The following is a 16109-nucleotide window of genomic DNA, read 5'->3' on the forward strand; positions in this document are numbered from 1 at the left end:
GACATGGGTGGGATATCCTTATGATATGGGTATGATATGGGTAAGATATCCTGCCTGGAACCCGCTGGCAGCAATACCTTTGCCAAGAAGCAAAAAAAAGGCTGTATCGGAACACCGATACAGCCTTTTCCCGGAATATTATCAGGAACTAGTCTTTCAGTTTGCTCAGGTAAAAACTCAGCTTGAACAGCAGTTCATCCTGCAGGCCGGCCCTCAGCTTGGCTTCCTCTTCCGTGATGCCCAGCCTTCTTAAACGCTGGTAATACACATAAGAGCTGCCTATCAGCTCAAGGCACTCCTGTATCTTTTCTTTCACTTCCTCCTCCTTCGCTTTTTTCTCAAATTCTTTTTTAGACAGGATCTTGTCTACAAAATAGAAAGCGTCCTTGTCTTCCATCCACTTATCCCCTTCCTTGTGTTGCGGCTTGTACACTTCCAGGTAACAGTTGTCCAGCTTGAGGGCTTCCCCGAATTCAGCCTTGATGTCTATTACCAGGGGCTTTTCCGCAGCGCGGTTGGCCAGGCGTTTTTTGATGGCATTGCTGATTTCCACGCCCAGTTCCCCGCCGCTCATGAGCAGCTGGTTCAGTTCGGAAAATTCCAGGCCGATGGTGATGCGGGAATAGCTTCTGCCGTTCCGTATTTTGCCGAACAGGGTGGTGTTGTCATCAAACACAATATCTTCCACCTGTATTTTGGAGATGGTCTTATAGTTAGGCTTATAACCTTCTTCAGCGGGCGTGAGCCGTTTGTTTTGCGGCTTGGCCACTTCCTGCCGGCGCAGCTGCTGTATAAAATCGTCTACGAACCTTACCTGCTGCTTTTTCAGCTTGGCGTACAGCTGATGGCTGGAATAGTTGTGCACCTTGCTGAGAACGGCCAGGTCGTCCCAGCTTTTGTGGTGCTGCACGTTCTTCAGCTCTTCCAGGATGTCTTGCGGGGCCATGTTCCTTCGGTACAGCAGCTCCCCTATCAGGAATATAGCATATTCGTAGGTAGGGTACCCCAGTTCCGGCAATACGTCGTACGGGCTCCGTTTCTGATCACGAGCTTGCGTCAGCAATTCAATATCGCTCATCACCGGTGACAATAAATACTTCCGTGCGGCTGTCCGCAATTTTTTGCTCACATAATCCAGCAACTGTTCGTTCACCACGCTATGATTCACAAAATCGTGCAGGATCTGTACGAACCGTTTGGATACCGGCAAGCCGAACTGCGTCAGGATATCGTTTTCCAGTTCCTGCACGGAATCGTCTTCCTTGTCTGCCGCCTTCCCGGAAGGTTGTTTCTCCAGTTTCTGGTACTGTTGATAATACTGTTGTAATTTCAATTTCAGCTGATCCATATGCATAATTACTTGTATATCAGATTTATATATAATTTTTTCTTGGTTTATAAAAATAAAAAGCCCAGCACTTCGCATGCTGGGCTAGTAAGTTGATTGGGTATTTGCGAATGGCAAAGATAAGGCATTTTTTGTGGGAATCATGTGCATAACCGGGCTTTCTGATACATTTCCATCTTTCATATGTTAGGGTGCTTACCATCAGGCAGTTACCCTCCACAAATAATTTGGCTATAATTCAAAAATATTTGTGCCGGCGTTTGGAAAATGCAAAGGTTTTCCATTACCTTTGCACTCCGCAAAACACACATGGTGACCATAGCTCAGTTGGTTAGAGCATCAGATTGTGGTTCTGAGGGTCGGGGGTTCGAGACCCCTTGGTCACCCGGAAAATGAAATGGCCTTTCGAAGAGAGGCCATTTCTCTTTTAAATCCGTTATTACCCATGCTCTATCTTATTCCCATATTAGGCGCCTTTACTGGCTGGCTGGTGATCAGGGCCGCGCTCTGGCTGCTGTTCCACCCCGTTAAACCGGTCCACCTGGGGCTGTTCACCCTGCAGGGCATGTTCCCCGCCCGCCGGCAACAGCTGGGGGAACAGCTGGGCAATACAGTGGCCACGCAGTTTTTCTCCTTTGAGAACATCCGCGCCAAGCTGACGGACCCGGAAAAGATCAGCGCCATCAAACCTTATGTAGAAGAGCACCTGGAGCATTTCCTGCGTAAAAAGCTGCCGGAAACCATGCCCATGATCTCCATGTTCATAGGAGACAGCACCATTCTCCAGATCAAGACCACCCTGGCCAACGAGCTGGACCTGCTGTTCCCGAAGCTCATCAGCCAGTACCTTGATAACGTTCAAAACGAGCTGGACCTCCGCGCCATCGTTTCCGCAAAAGTAGCGGCCCTTTCTGCTGATGAACTGGAGCAGGCCATGCACCGCCAGCTGGGCGCCGGCCTGTCAAAAATGGGCTGGGCGGGCGCTGCCCTGGGCTTCGTCATTGGCCTCCTGCAAATGCTGCTGGCAATGGCCTGATCTGTTAACAAGTGTTAATACCTTTTACCCCGTTTTACCCGCTTTCGTCTCGGGAAACACTCCCTTTATCACTATTTTTCCGGAGCATTTTGTATAGCCCCTACTTTTGTGCTGCAAATTAACGGTACGTGTAAAAGTCTTTACAAAAAACAACGTCTAAATCCTGAGTCAAAGTTTCAAAGTCAAGAAGATGAAAAAAGTGAACGCATTAATCCTGGGGCTGATGGCCTTGCAGTTGCACGCTGTTGCGCAGGCGCCACAAGGAGGAAGGCCCGCAGGGGCCGGCCAGCAACGCCCGGGAGGAGCCAATATGCCACAGATCGGTCAGATATACGGTAAACTGGTAGACGGACAAACCAAAAAAGGCGTGGAATATGCCTCCGTGGCGCTGCTCCGGCAAAAAGATTCCAGCGTGGTAACCGGTATGCTGAGCAAGCCCAACGGTGACTTCAACCTGGAAAACCTGCCCTTCGGTCCCTTCCTGCTCCGTATCAATTTTATGGGTTATAATACCATTTATAAGAAAGTGAGCGTAACCCCGCAGGCCATGTCTCAAGACCTTGGCAACATCCGCATGGAACCCAACGCCAAAGCACTTGCGGAAGTGGAAGTAACCGGGCAGCGCAGCGCTTTCCAGATGAATATTGATAAAAAGGTGTTCAACGTAGACCGCAATCTTACCAGCGTGGGCGGTACGGCTACAGACGTGCTGAAAAGCGTTCCTTCCGTGAACGTGGACATAGACGGCAACGTACAGGTAAGGAACTCCTCTCCCACCATTTTTGTAGACGGCAAGCCCAGCACCCTGAGCCTTGACCAGATACCGGCAGATGCCATCGAGAGCGTGGAGCTGATCACCAACCCCTCCGCCAAATACGATGCGGAAGGCATGAGCGGCATCCTCAACATTGTGCTGAAAAAGAACAAAAAGGCCGGCTTTAACGGTATGGTGATGGGCGGCATTGGCACGGGAGACAAATACAACGCCGGCGGCAACATCAACGTACGCCAGGGCAAGGTGAACGTGTCCGCCAACTACAATTACAACTCCAACCGCAACTGGGGCAACGGCACTACAGACCGTACCAACTTTGCCGTACCCGGCGCTTCCGAGCTGAACTACATTAACCAGAACAGTGACAGCCGCAGCGGCGGCGTGTTCCAGTTTGGACGCATAGGGCTGGATTATTACCTGGACAACCGCAACACCATTTCACTCACACAGAACATAGTAGGCGGTACCTTCAAGAACAGGGAAACGCTGGGAAGCATTTACCTGGACGAGAACAAGGACATTACCCGGCGCAACACCCGGTACTCAGACAACAAGTTCGGCTTCAACAACTACACCACCACCCTGGGCTTCAAGCACCTGTTTGCGGAACCCAACAAGGAGCTGACGGCAGACGTGTCTATGAACAAAAGCAGCAACAACCGCAACGGCGGTTTCAGCACGCAGGGAGAAGACCTTTCCGGCAGCCCGGTAGGCGACCGTTTTGTACAGTCCAACTACAGCAAGGGCAATACAGACTTCTACACCTTCCAGGCAGATTATGTAGACCCCATCGGTAAAACCGGCAAGTTCGAGGCAGGTGTGAAAGGTACTTTCCGCAACTACAGCAGCATATACGATGTATTTGACGGCAATAACAACGGCAAGCAGCGGATAGACAGTCTTTCCAACGACTATAAATACAACGAACAGATCTATGCCGCGTACGTCAACTACTCCAACGCTATCAAGAACTTCGGGTACCAGGTGGGCCTGCGTGCGGAACAATACGTATACGCCGGGGAAATACCCAGCGAAGGCATGAAATTCAAGCCTACCAAGGCGGTACCCGGCCTGTTCCCCAGCCTGTACCTTTCCTACAAGCTGGAAAAGGAGCAAGAGCTGCAATTGAACTATTCCCGCAGGGTAAACCGCCCCAACTTCTTCCAGCTGATCCCCTACCGGGATTTCTCCGACCCGCTGAACCACCGGCAGGGTAATCCCAACCTGAAGCCGGAATACACCAACAGCCTGGAGTTTTCCTACATGAAAACCTGGAAGAACCACAACTTCCTCGGTTCATTGTACTACCGCAATACCAACAATCTCATCAGCACCATCAACGAGCCCATTCACGCCGGCACGGACACGCTGCTCACTACTTTTGTGAACGCCAACAAGAACTTCTCCTACGGAGCGGAGCTGACCATGAAGAACCAGATCATCAAGGGCTGGGACATCACTACCAACGTGAACCTTTACCAAACGGAGCTGCAGGTGCGCAACGCGAAAGAGAACTATACCAACCGCGGCTTCAGCTGGATGGCCAAGATCAATTCAGAAACCAAGCTGCCGGCCAACTTCACCTTCCAGGTAACGGCCAACTACCAGGCCCCGGCCATTACGCTGCCCGCGGGCAGTGGCGGCGGCCGTGGCGGAGGCGGTGGTTTTATGATGATACCCACGTCTGCCCAGGGCACCATCAGGGGCCTCAGCTCTGTAGACCTGGCGCTGCGGAAAGACTTCCTGAAAAGCAAGGCCCTTACCGCCACCCTGTCTCTCAGCGACGTGTTCAACACCCGCGAGTTCGGCATGGACCAGGAGTCTCCCTACTTCTTCCAAGACATGGTGCGCAAGCGGGAATCAAGAATATTACGCCTCAATCTTAGCTACCGTTTCGGTAAATTTGATGCCCAGCTCTTCAAACGCCGGAACAACCGCAGCGGTGGAGATAACATGCAGATGGATACAGGCGGAGGATTTTAATAGTTTTAGTTATCAGTTATATAGCGTAAAGGCCGACCGGATTACTCTGGTTGGCCTTTTCTGTTAAAATACCCACATGTGGGTATTCCGCTGCTTGCCGCGGATATGTACTTTTGCCCCGAAATGCAGGTCCCTGATACCGTCTGAGCAATGTTTGTTTTAATCATACTTTTTTTGAGGCCCTATTACCTTTTTTATCAACTAAAATATTATTTATGCGGATCAACCCCATGGCCGGCATTGTTATGCTGATGCTGATGCCTTTATTCGTGAACGCCCATCTTCCCCTTGCAGACACCACCGCCCCAGGCAACCCACAGAAACTGCCTGATTTCAAGAACGCCTACGGCATAGCGCAGGAACTCGCCAACGTGTACCGGCCGGGAGATACTACAGGTATTATCAACATCCTTGCTGGGCTTGCGTGGTATGCAGCCGTACAGAAACCGGAAGACCTGCCTGAAAAAATAAAAGCTTCCGAATACGGGGTGCTGGGCAGGAAAGTGGAGGCCCTGCTCAACAACATCGTCAACCCGGACATCATTTTCTCCTGGACGCAGGATGACTTCAACAGGCGTTACATAGGGGATGCTGCCCATAAATCTCCTTTGTTCGCGGCAATGCAGCAGTTCTGGAACGCGAAGAAAAGCACCGATTCCTGCAACGCGAAAATGAAAGATAAGAAACTGGAGAAAGACGCCACCGAATTGCACACCCAGGATATGAACGTCAAGCTGGCCACAAAAAAGACCTTCCTGGAATCTGCCAGGAAAGACCTGGCACTGATGACGGATTCCCTCCGGATCTCAAGCCATGCGCAAATCATCCATGACAACATCCAGGATAGTACTGCCTTCGCTCAATCCCTGGATTCCCTCACCCGTAAATCCGCTGCGGATACCAGGGCCTATAAAGATCTGGAAGAGGCCGCGGCAGGCTTTGCCCAGCAGCAAACAACAGCCATGGCGGCGGTAAGGAAGCTCCTGGAAGAACCACAATACAAGGCGCTCAAGGCAAAAGAGTTTGCGCCCAAATTTACAGGCATTAGCTTCTCCACAGAAGATGCAAAAAAACTGGATGCGAAACTGAGCACCATTAACATCGAGGCCATCAAATACGAACAATACATTGTCAACAGCGAGCAAAGCGGCCTGGCCCCGCTCTCTTTCAAAATGCCTTCGCAGGCAGACATGATAGAAGCGCTCGCCATTTACCTGGCCAAGAGAGTAAAGCAGGAAACGGTGCTCTGGTTTTTTGAGACACTTCGTAAAAGTGCCGAAGCCAACGAGCTGATCAGGGAAGGCTTCCCGGAAACGGTGAAACTGCTTGAAGGCGGCGCCATTTATGAAACGCCGAATATGGGCTCTGCCTGGCGGTATGCATTGTCTAAAGATTTTATTTCCTTTCCGCAGCACGCCTTTGAAAGCAAATGGCTGCAAAAATATGTTCCGGAAGGCGGGCAAACCATCCTGAACGACCTCCGCACCGGCGTTACCATTGCCCGGCTGCTGCAGCAGCAATACAGCTACTATGACATTGTCCGCTACCTGTACATGGAAATGTCTGCCCTCCCCGCCGGCCAGCCTTCCATGAGCAAACACATTATTGACCTACTATACGGCCTGCAGCATGAGCTGTTCCTGATAGACAGGAAAGACTCCACCTCCAGGGGCCTCACCTTCGAAGATTTTGACCGCATGAACGACAGCGCTTTTGTGATGATGCTGGAGCTGGTAGACCTCCGTTATGGAAAATGCGTGGCCGGCCTTACCGGCTGGAACAGTGCAGAACGGAACCTCACCGTAAGGGACGTGCAATTGCTCAAAACATGGATCGGTAAAATACAGTTTACCATCAGGCAGATACGGCAAGCCAGGGAAGAATTGAACAGGGCCATTGCAACACAGGGCAACACGGCAGACCCTGGCAATTTTACTTTTACGCACTACTCCGTATGGAAGTTTTTTGAAGAGCTGATGAAGAACGCATTGCCAGACAGCTCTATTACCGCTCCCGGCATATCGGTTTACCGTACATCTCTCCGGTACCTTGCACAGGCCCAGGAAGTATACGAGCTGTTGGAGAAAAAGAACTACAGCGGGGCCATTGGCAGCACATTTAACATACTGGATGCCCTGATGGAAGCCGCCACCAAAGGGCCTGCCAGCGCCAAACTATTATCGGCCGCGTTTGATGGTACAAAGAACGATGTTCCCAAAAGCCTTCGCAGCAGCTATGAAAAGTTTGCAGCAGATTATAATTCCCTGTTGTCCAAAAACGGGCTTTCCGGTTTGATTAACCTTGTCAAGACTGGAACAAAAGACACGGACACGCTGCATTTTCTTGAAAACGGTAAAGTGCTGGTAGACAAGATTGCACAGCTAGGCATAAAAGATACGCTCTTTGCCAGCAGAGACGCCCTCAAGGCATATATTTTTTCCGCCATGATGCGCTCCGGCCACCTTACAAAAAAAGCAGACAGCACCATCAGTGCCTTTTCTCAGAACCTCATGCGCCAATACCGGCAGGAATATTATGATGTAAGGCAGACAGCGCTGCGCATGGCCAGCTTTCTGAATGACGTATCGCTGGCCGGTGACAGCAAGCAGCTGGCCCGCGTCATAGAATCTTACGCCATGCCGCCCGGCTCTTACAAGCGGAAGAGGAACGTATGGTACTCGCTTGATCTCAATGCCTTTGTAGGGCCATACGCCGGGGCGGAGTTACCTGCCACTACCTTCAATCAAAAAGCCACCGGCGTCAAAGGCGGCGGCGTATGGGGCCTGAGCGCTCCCATTGGCATTTCCTGGAGCCGCACTATCGGTAAGAAGACGAACGAGGAAACCATTTCCAAAACCGGTCATCTAAAAAACAAACGTTCCGGCTGGTACGTTCCATCCAAACATACCTTCAGTTTCACGTTAAGTGTGATAGATATAGGCGCCGTAGTCAGCTACCGGTTTACCAATACGGAATCCGTACGGCCGCAGGAATTCAAGTGGGACCAGCTGGTGAGCCCGGGCATACACGCCGGGTGGGGCATTCCCGGCACGCCGCTGGTGATTAATACCGGGTTCATGTTCACGCCGCAGCTGAGAAGAGTGGAAGACATAACGGCGGAAACGCCTACGGAAAGACAGTTCAACACTTTCCGCTTTTACGGCGGCCTCTTCTTCGATATTCCCATGTTCAACCTGTGGGAAAAGAAAAGTATAACAAGGTGGTAAACTCACGCATATCAATGAAAAAGGGCTGGCCGTAAACAACCGGCCAGCCCTTTTTTAATATTCTTCATCCTCATCCCTTCTTCCCCGTCAGCATCGGCACAAAGGAAAAATCATCAAACACCTCCCGCTCAAACTCGTCTTCCCCTGTTTTGGTGATCCGCAACATTCGCTGCACGTCCTGCCCGCCCACGGGTATCACCATCTTTCCGCCAATTTTCAGCTGCTGCAGCAGTTTTTCCGGCACCTGGGGCGCGGCGGCCGTTACCAGTATCTTGTCAAACGGGGCAAAAGTGGGCAGGCCTTCATACCCGTCTCCGTAAAAGAAACGCAAAGTAGGGTACTTTGCCTTGAAGGGAAACTGTTTTACGAGATCAAACAGTTTTTTCTGCCTTTCAATAGTGTACACATTCGCCTTCAGCTCTCCCAGTACACATGCCTGGTAGGCGCTGCCGGTGCCAATTTCAAGGATTTTCTCAAAGGGTTTGACTTCCAACAACTGGGTCTGATATGCTACCGTATACGGCTGCGATATGGTCTGGCCTTCACCAATCGGAAATGCCCTGTCTTCATAAGCGATCCCTTCAAAGGCCGTGTCCAGGAAATAATGCCGGGGAATGTTGTTGATGGCTGCCAGTACATTTTCGTCTGTAATACCTTTCTGCCTGATGTTGTCTACCAATTGTTTGCGTAATCCTTTTTGCTTATAATTATCTTCGTACCGCCTCATGGGCGCAAAATTAACTATTACCAACGATTTTCAAAGTTGTTACATGGCATTTTACGACCTGTCCAAAGAAGCCCGCGCCGCGCTGGTGCAACAAATGGAAGCTGCTATCGGCAAAGCCCTGCAATCAGGCCGCCTGGCCCCTTTAACGGCGTATGCCGCCGATGAGGATACCTACATCCGCAAAAACGCTTACCAGGCCCTGGGCCGCCTTTATGCCACCCAGCCCCAGCGGGTGCTGGCGGCTATTGACCACTTGCTGAAAGAAACAGACCCTAAAGTGCGGCAGACGGCCGTAAACGCCGCCGGGGAAATAGGGCGCAGCAATTTTGAGGCGGTACGCGCCGTGATGGATAGCGGCTTGCTGGATGAGCACCACATGGTGCGCAATGCGGTGATAGGCTCCGTGAAGAAAATGGGCGAAAAGAACCCCCAACCCGTGCTGGCCTGGGCAAAGGGTTACCTGCAGCACCCTGACAAGGAGATACGCCGGGAAATATGCCATGGTATAGAACTCAGGGGAAGGACCCACCCGCAAGACATTCTGCCCCTGCTGGCAGCGCTCCAGCACGATAAAACGGCCCGCGTGCGCAATACCCTGGTACATGTGCTGGGGCAGATCTCCTACAAAAAAGGCTGCCTGGAAACCGTAGTGGCGGCCCTTAAAACCTGGGAAAACCAGGCCCTGGTGAAAGATGCGCTGGTAGAAATCATTGACGTGCACGAGCGGTACAAAGACTTTGCGGTAAAAACGCAGGCCGAAGCGGAGGAATATATAACAAAATCATTCTGAATGAATCCGGCATGATATTGGTTTTCTCCTTATTTTACACTCCCGATTATACATTAGTGCCCTGTAAACAGTATATTGACTATGGACGTAAATATTCTCAGCAAAGTAGAACAATGGCTGGATGGCGGCTTTGACGCAGAAACCGTTGCAGCCGTCCGGAAACTCCAGCAGGAAAACCCGGAAGAATTAACCGACGCATTTTACCGCAGCCTCGAATTTGGCACCGGCGGCCTCAGGGGCGTAATGGGCCCCGGCACCAACCGGATGAACAAATACACCGTAGGCATGGCCACACAGGGCTTTGCCAACTACCTGAAAAAATCCTTCACAGGGGAGATCAGGATGGCTATTGCGCATGACAGCCGCAACAACAGCCGCTTTTTTGCCGAAGTAACCGCCAACGTAATGGCCGCCAACGGCATCAAGGTGTTTTTGTTTGAAAGCCTGCGGCCCACGCCGGAGCTCTCTTTCGCCATCCGCCACCTGAAATGCCAGGCAGGCGTGGTAGTGACGGCCTCCCACAACCCCCGCGAGTACAATGGCTACAAAGCCTACTGGAACGACGGGGCGCAGCTGGTGCCTCCGCACGATAAGAACGTGATACAGGAAGTGGAAAAGATCTCCGGCATCGGTGAAGTGAAGTGGACGGGCTGGGAAGAGAACATCACCCTCATTGGCAAGGACATAGATGAGGCCTACCTGCAAATGCTCAAAGGCCTCAGCGTATACCCGGAAGTAGTGGCCGCCCAGCATGACCTCAAGATCGTATACACGCCCATTCACGGCACCGGCATTACCCTGGTACCGGAAATACTGAAACGCTTCGGCTTCACCAATGTACATATTGTGGAAGAACAGGCCCAGCCAGACGGCAATTTCCCCACCGTGGTATACCCGAACCCGGAAGAGTCCGAAGCCATGAGCATAGGCCTGAAAAAGGCCGCCGCCCTGGATGCGGACATCCTGCTGGGTACAGACCCCGACTCAGACCGTGTAGGCATTGCCGTGAAAGACCACACCGGCAAATGGATACTCCTCAACGGGAACCAGACGGCCGTGCTGCTCTTCAATTACATCATTGAAGCGCGCAAAAGCAAAGGCCTCACCCAGCCGAACGACTACATCTGCAAAACCGTAGTAACTTCAGACCTGATAGACGTGTTTGCGGCCAATAACAACATCCGCTGCTACAACACCCTCACCGGCTTCAAGTGGATAGCAGACCTCATACGCCGCAAGGAAGCAGAAGAGAACTTCATCTGCGGAGGCGAAGAGTCTTACGGTTACATGATCGGCGACAATGTGCGTGACAAGGACGCCATCGCTTCCGTGGCCATGATCTGTGAAATGGCCGCTTACGCCAAAAACCAGGGCAAGTCACTGTTTGAGCAGCTCATAGACATTTACCTGCAGTACGGTTTCTATAAAGAGTCCCTCATTTCCATCACCAAAAAGGGCATGAAAGGCGCGGAAGAAATTGCGGCCATGATGACGGCTTACCGCCAGCAGCCGCCTTCCACCATCAACGGCTCTCCCGTGGTGAAAATATTTGACTACCAGTTACAGCACGTTACCACGCTGGCTACCGGTGAAAAAATGCCGATAGACCTGCCCAAATCCAACGTGCTGCAGTTCCTGCTGGCAGACGGCAGCCGCATTTCAGCGCGCCCCTCCGGCACGGAGCCGAAGATCAAATTCTATTTCAGCGTGCATGAGCCGCTGGATAGCGTGGCCGATGTGGAAAGAGTGGAACAATTGCTGGATAATAAAGTCAGCAATATTATTCACGATATGAAACTTGGATGATCATACTTCGCGTAAAAAAATTGCACACAGGCGGGTTCACTTATACCTTATGCCTGTGTGCAATTTTATTTTGGGCAAATGCTGCACGGGCGCAAAACACTGCAAGAACCGGTTTCTTTGATGTGCCTGATACCGTTATGCCCGCCCGAGTATGGACGCTGGCCGTTGGCTCCGCAGCCGCCTACACCGGTTCCCTGCTGGTGCTGAACCGGTACTGGTACAGGGATTATCCCAAGCGGAGCCTGCATACCATCAATGATTTTGGCGAATGGCTGCAGATGGACAAGTTCGGCCATGTGTACAGCGCCTACCTTTTTTCCAAGTACAGCCGCGAAATATGGCGCTGGAGCGGCCTGCCACGCAAAAAGCAAATATGGACAGGCGGCCTCAGCGGCTTTGCTTTCCAGTCTGTGATAGAGTTTCTTGACGCGCATTCCGCGCAATGGGGCTGGTCATGGGGAGATATGGGCGCCAATGCCCTGGGCGCAGGCATCATGATCAGCCAGGAGCTGGCCTGGAACGAACAGCGCTTCCAGCTAAAATTCTCGTCTACCCCCATTCACTACAGAGACCCCGTTCTCCGCGCCCGCGCCATTGACCAGTTTGGCGCCCGCCTGGTGGAGCGCACGCTGAAAGATTACAACTCGCAAACTTACTGGCTCTCCATGAACCTTTCCAGCATTCTGCAGGAAAAGAACATGCCCCGCTGGCTCAATGTCGCCATAGGGTATGGCGTGGAAGGACTATACGCGGCGCGGGGAAATACCTGGAAAGACGGCGAGGGCGTGCAATACAACTACTCCCACATCCGCCGCACCCGCCGGGTGTTCCTCTCGCCCGATGTGGATTTCACAAAAATACCCACGCGGCACAAAGGGGTAAAGATCCTCTTCCAGGTGCTGAACGTGATCAAAGTACCCGCCCCTGCGCTGGAAGTGAATGGTGCAGGGCAGTTGAAGTTGCATGCATTGAAATTCTGACGGCGCTGTTACACCAGGTAAGCAGAGCGGATCTCCTCCCCGTCTACATCCACCATCACCATATCCTGCAGCGTGGTGGAAAGGCTATAGCCCACGAAGTCTACAGAAAGCGGGAATGATTTATGGCGGCGGTCTACCAGTACGGCCGTCTGTATCTTTTTAGGAAGGTATTGCAGGAAGGGTTTCAGCGCGTACAGCATGGTACGGCCGGAATTGGCCACGTCATCTATCAGTATGACCACCTTGCCGTTAAAGTCTGCCTGTTTTGAAATAGTCACTTCTTTAGGCGCCTGTTTATCCAGCCTGATTTCCAGCACTTCTATGTTGAAAGGGGCAATGCGCCGCAGGTGCGCGGCAATTTTGTTGGTGAGAATGGAGCCGCGGTCCCAGATGCCTACCAGTATTACGGCAGGTTCGTCATAGTTGTGCTCATATATTTCATACGCAATCCGTTCTATCTTCTTTTCTATTGCCTCTTGCGTCAGGATAACGTTCTTATTTTTCATATTGCGGTTTTGTGCAGCCAAAAATACATAAATTGCGATAACAACCGGTCAAATCAAGGATATGCAAATTGTCAGTCAGTTACTTTTCCTCATTGCCCTGGGCGTGGCAATATATATCTTTTCACGCAGGGCGCTGGGCATCAGGCGGAATATATTGCTGGGAAGGGACGTGCAGCTCAATGATCAGCCTGCGCTGCGCTGGAAGAACTTGCTGCTGCTGGCCTTCGGCCAGAAAAAGATGTTCCGCAACCCGCTGGTGGCCGTACTGCACTTTTTCGTATATGCGGGCTTCATCATCATCAACATTGAGATACTGGAAATCATTATCGACGGCATAGCCGGCACCCACCGTATTTTTGCGCCTTACATGGGCGCACTGTACGGCGTGCTGATAGGATGCTTCGAGATACTGGCCGTGCTGGTGGCCGGCGCCTGCCTCATTTTCCTCATACGCCGCAACCTGCTGAAGCTGAAACGCTTCATCAGCAAAGACCTTGACGGATGGCCGCGCTCAGACGCCAACTACATCCTGCTCACCGAAATTGTGCTCATGCTGCTGTTCCTCACCATGAACACGGCAGATCAGGTGCTGCAAAGCCGCGGCGCGGAACACTACTACGCTACCGGCCCTTTCTGGATCACCAGTCATTTCACCCCGCTCCTCTCCAGCCTGTCAGACAGCGCGCTGATGACGGTTGAGCGCAGCGCCTGGTGGCTGCACATTCTGGGTGTGCTGGCCTTCCTGAACTATCTTCCTTTTTCCAAACACCTGCACATTATACTGGCCTTCCCCAACGCGTATTATACAGACCTGCGGCCCAAAGGCAAAATGGAGAACATGCCCGCCATCCAGCAGGAAGTATTGTACGCCATGCAGCCGGAGCTGGCCGCCAATGCGCCCGCGTCTGATAAGGTGCCTAAATTCGGCGCCAAAGACGTGCAGGACCTTACCTGGAAAAACCTGCTGGATGCATATGCCTGTACGGAATGCGGCCGCTGCTCTGCCGCCTGCCCTGCTACGCAAACCGGCAAAGCCCTTTCTCCCCGGCTCATTATGATGAAAACGCGTGACAGGCTGGAGGAAGTGGGCAAACAAAAGAACGGGGAAGCAGACGGCAAAAGCCTGCTGCGCGATTATATAACGGAGGAAGAGCTGCGGGCCTGCACCAGCTGCGCCGCCTGCGTGGAAGAATGCCCGGTGAGCATCAATCCCCTGCACATTATTTTGCAGATGCGCCGCCACCTGGTCATGGAAGAATCCAGCGCGCCGGCGGAGTGGAACATGATGTTCTCCAACATTGAGAACAACATGGCCCCCTGGAAGTTCAGCCCTGACGACCGTGACGCCTGGATTCACTAAACCGAAAAAAGAATGGTATGCAGATAAAAACGATGGCCGAATATTTTGCCAACGGCGAAACGCCCGAAGTGCTCTTCTGGGTAGGATGCGCCGGCAGCTTTGATCAGCGTGCGCAGAAAATTACCCGCGCTTTTGCAGAGATACTGGAGCGGACAGGTACCCGGTTTGCCGTGCTGGGCAAGGAAGAAGCCTGCACCGGAGATCCCGCCCGCCGCGCCGGCAACGAGTTCCTGTTCCAGATGATGGCGTACAACAACATACAGGTGCTCAACAACTACGGCGTCAAAAAAATTGTGACCGCCTGCCCCCACTGCTTCAACACCCTTCGTAACGAATACCCTGAGCTGGGCGGCCACTATGAAGTCATCCATCATGCTACCTTTCTGCAGCAGCTGATAGACGAAGGCCGCATCAAAATAAAGGAAGGCGGCAGCTTTAAAGGCAAAAAGATCACCTACCACGACTCCTGCTACCTGGGCCGCGCCAACAACATCTATGAAGCGCCGCGCGCCGTACTGGAAACGCTCGATGCAGACCTGGTGGAAATGAAACGCTGCCGGAGCAAAGGCCTCTGCTGCGGCGCCGGCGGCGGGCAAATGTTCAAAGAAGAGGAAAAAGGAACCACCCGCGTGAACTTCGAAAGAGGCCGTGAAGCAGTAGCCACCGGCGCCTCCGTTATTGCCGCCAACTGCCCTTTCTGCATGACCATGCTTACAGACGGCGTGAAAGAAGCCGGCAAGGAAGAAACCGTGAAAGTGCTGGATATTGCCGAAATAATTGCCGCAGACATGCAGCCGTAACCATCTTATCCAGACCGGCCCTGTATTGACGGGCGGCAGTGCCCGTATCTGATAATTCCTGTAACTTTGCAGTATGAACACCGATATCACACATATATTACCCGCTGATTTTTCACCCTCCTCCAGGGTGTGGATATACCAGAGCAACCGCCCTTTCGGGGAAAGGGAAGCTGAAGAAATTGAAGAGCAATTGCACCAGTTCACCACGCAGTGGAACTCCCATGGCGTACCGGTAAAAGGCTGGGGCCGCCTGCTGTTTGACCAGGTGATAGTGCTGATGGCTGACGAAACCGAATCCGAGGTAAGCGGCTGCAGCACAGACAGTTCCGTACGCATCATCAAAAGCCTGGAACGGCAGTACAATGTAAACCTGTTTGACCGGCTGCTGCTGGGCTTCCTGGTGAAAGACAAACTGCAGTTGCTGCCGCTGGCGCAGGTAAGCTACGCGCTGGACAAGGGGTACATTTCCAAAGACACCCTGTACCTTAACAACACCGTACAAACCAAAAGCGAGCTGGAAAACCACTGGCTGATACCGCTGAAAGAAAGCTGGCTGATGCAGAAATTGGGACAGACGGCATAACATGATATTTAATTATAATAGAAAGCGGCAATGAGGCCGCTTTTTTTTCGCCTGTCCCCATTTGAATAATGCAGACAGTTTGTATATTTGTCCGCCCTCCGGGGATTTTTTTGCGGGAATAGCTCATTTGGTAGAGCATCAGCTTCCCAAGCTGAGGGTGGCCGGTTCGAGCCCGGTTTCCCGCTCAA

General features: G+C 52.2%; 12 protein-coding genes and 2 tRNA genes. 11 read left to right on the plus strand and 3 right to left on the minus strand.

What is annotated here, in order from left to right:
• Positions 1-148: 148 nt before the first annotated feature.
• Positions 149-1348, minus strand: a complete 1200-nt coding sequence (locus ABDW36_RS15575) for a hypothetical protein (protein WP_343702846.1) — start codon at positions 1346-1348, stop codon at positions 149-151.
• Positions 1349-1660: 312 nt separating this feature from the next.
• Here ABDW36_RS15575 and ABDW36_RS15580 point away from each other — a divergent pair.
• From ABDW36_RS15580 to ABDW36_RS15595, 4 genes are all read left to right on the plus strand, one after another.
• Positions 1661-1734, plus strand: a tRNA-His gene (locus tag ABDW36_RS15580).
• 59 nt (positions 1735-1793) lie between these two features.
• Positions 1794-2384 (plus strand): hypothetical protein, encoded by a 591-nt coding sequence (locus tag ABDW36_RS15585; RefSeq protein ID WP_343702847.1) that lies wholly within the window; start codon positions 1794-1796, stop codon positions 2382-2384.
• Positions 2385-2574: 190 nt separating this feature from the next.
• Positions 2575-5142, plus strand: coding sequence for a TonB-dependent receptor (locus tag ABDW36_RS15590; RefSeq protein WP_343702848.1), 2568 nt, complete (start codon positions 2575-2577; stop codon positions 5140-5142).
• Between the two features lie 215 nt (positions 5143-5357).
• Positions 5358-8369 carry a hypothetical protein gene (locus ABDW36_RS15595; RefSeq protein ID WP_343702849.1) on the plus strand — a complete coding sequence of 1004 codons (3012 nt, stop codon included), beginning with the start codon at positions 5358-5360 and terminating at the stop codon, positions 8367-8369.
• A gap of 70 nt (positions 8370-8439) precedes the next feature.
• On the opposite strand, the gene ABDW36_RS15600 is transcribed toward ABDW36_RS15595, so the two are convergent.
• On the minus strand, positions 8440-9096 hold the full coding sequence (locus tag ABDW36_RS15600) for a protein-L-isoaspartate(D-aspartate) O-methyltransferase (protein ID WP_343702850.1): 657 nt from the start codon (positions 9094-9096) through the stop codon (positions 8440-8442).
• A gap of 43 nt (positions 9097-9139) precedes the next feature.
• Between ABDW36_RS15600 and ABDW36_RS15605 the strand changes: the two genes are divergently transcribed.
• The 3 genes from ABDW36_RS15605 to ABDW36_RS15615 all read left to right on the plus strand — a co-directional run bounded on the left by ABDW36_RS15605 (position 9140) and on the right by ABDW36_RS15615 (position 12672).
• On the plus strand, positions 9140-9886 hold the full coding sequence (locus ABDW36_RS15605) for a HEAT repeat domain-containing protein (protein ID WP_343702851.1): 747 nt from the start codon (positions 9140-9142) through the stop codon (positions 9884-9886).
• A gap of 81 nt (positions 9887-9967) precedes the next feature.
• Positions 9968-11692, plus strand: a complete 1725-nt coding sequence (locus ABDW36_RS15610) for a phospho-sugar mutase (RefSeq protein WP_343702852.1) — start codon at positions 9968-9970, stop codon at positions 11690-11692.
• A 137-nt stretch (positions 11693-11829) separates the two neighbouring features.
• On the plus strand, positions 11830-12672 hold the full coding sequence (locus tag ABDW36_RS15615; protein WP_343702853.1) for a DUF2279 domain-containing protein: 843 nt from the start codon (positions 11830-11832) through the stop codon (positions 12670-12672).
• A gap of 8 nt (positions 12673-12680) precedes the next feature.
• Here the strand turns inward: ABDW36_RS15615 and ABDW36_RS15620 are convergent, their stop codons facing one another.
• On the minus strand, positions 12681-13178 hold the full coding sequence (locus tag ABDW36_RS15620) for a phosphoribosyltransferase family protein (RefSeq protein ID WP_343702854.1): 498 nt from the start codon (positions 13176-13178) through the stop codon (positions 12681-12683).
• A 61-nt stretch (positions 13179-13239) separates the two neighbouring features.
• On the opposite strand from ABDW36_RS15620, the gene ABDW36_RS15625 reads away from it, so the two are divergent.
• From ABDW36_RS15625 to ABDW36_RS15640, 4 genes are all read left to right on the plus strand, one after another.
• Positions 13240-14538: a (Fe-S)-binding protein gene (locus ABDW36_RS15625; protein WP_343702855.1), complete on the plus strand. Its 1299-nt coding sequence runs from the start codon at positions 13240-13242 to the stop codon at positions 14536-14538.
• 17 nt (positions 14539-14555) lie between these two features.
• Positions 14556-15338, plus strand: a complete 783-nt coding sequence (locus ABDW36_RS15630; RefSeq protein WP_343702856.1) for a (Fe-S)-binding protein — start codon at positions 14556-14558, stop codon at positions 15336-15338.
• A 73-nt stretch (positions 15339-15411) separates the two neighbouring features.
• Entirely contained in the window at positions 15412-15921 is a 510-nt protein-coding gene (locus ABDW36_RS15635) for a hypothetical protein (protein WP_343702857.1), read from the plus strand.
• Between the two features lie 112 nt (positions 15922-16033).
• Positions 16034-16106: transfer RNA gene (locus ABDW36_RS15640), tRNA-Gly, on the plus strand.
• Positions 16107-16109: the final 3 nt, after the last annotated feature.

Source organism: Chitinophaga sp. (assembly GCF_039596455.1).
GTDB lineage: Bacteria > Bacteroidota > Bacteroidia > Chitinophagales > Chitinophagaceae > Chitinophaga.